Annotated in this window: 1 protein-coding gene; it reads right to left on the bottom strand. The window is 67.9% G+C overall.

Annotation, left to right across the window (positions count from 1 at the left end):
• The coding region (locus AOK23_RS31120; protein WP_055715914.1) for a GNAT family N-acetyltransferase at nt 1–450 on the bottom strand (450 nt) is incomplete at its 3' end.
• Nucleotides 451–573: the final 123 nt, after the last annotated feature.

Below are 573 nucleotides of genomic sequence, written 5' to 3'. Positions count from 1 at the left end.
GGCGCCGCTCAGTCGGCACACCGTCCACTCCTCCAGGAGTTCCGCGCCGAGCGACTTGTAGAAGCCGATCGCCGGTTCGTTCCAGTCGAGGACCCACCACTCGAAGCGCTCGAAGCCGTCCCGTCGGCAGATCGCGGCGAGCGACGCGAGCAGGGCCTTGCCGTAGCCGCCGCCCCGTGCCGCCGGCCGGACGTAGAGGTCCTCCAGGTGCATGCCCCGCGTGCCGGTCCAGGTCGAGAAGCGGGGGAACCACAGGGCGTAGCCCACGGTCTCGCCGGTGTCCTCGTCCTCGGCGATCAGGGCGTACGCGGCGGGGCGTTCACCGAACAGGGCCTCGCGGAGCTGCTCCTCGGTCGCCCGGGCCTGCTCCACCGCCCTTTCGTACGCGGCGAGTTCACGGATCATCGCGCGGATGTCCGCGACGTCGTTCACAGTGGCAGCCCGGATCATGCCGGAGATCATCGGCCACGGCACCGAACCATGTCCACCCTATTGAATGCTTGATTCAGCATCCCTAGCCTTCTTCGATGACTTCAGTCATCCTGTTCCCCCCTCGTCTCTCCCGCCCCCACA

Origin of the sequence: Streptomyces torulosus (genome assembly GCF_001419765.1) — a bacterium.
GTDB lineage: Bacteria > Actinomycetota > Actinomycetes > Streptomycetales > Streptomycetaceae > Streptomyces > Streptomyces torulosus.
Note: the sequence above shows the minus strand (reverse complement) of the source record. Positions and strands in the feature narration are given on the sequence as shown.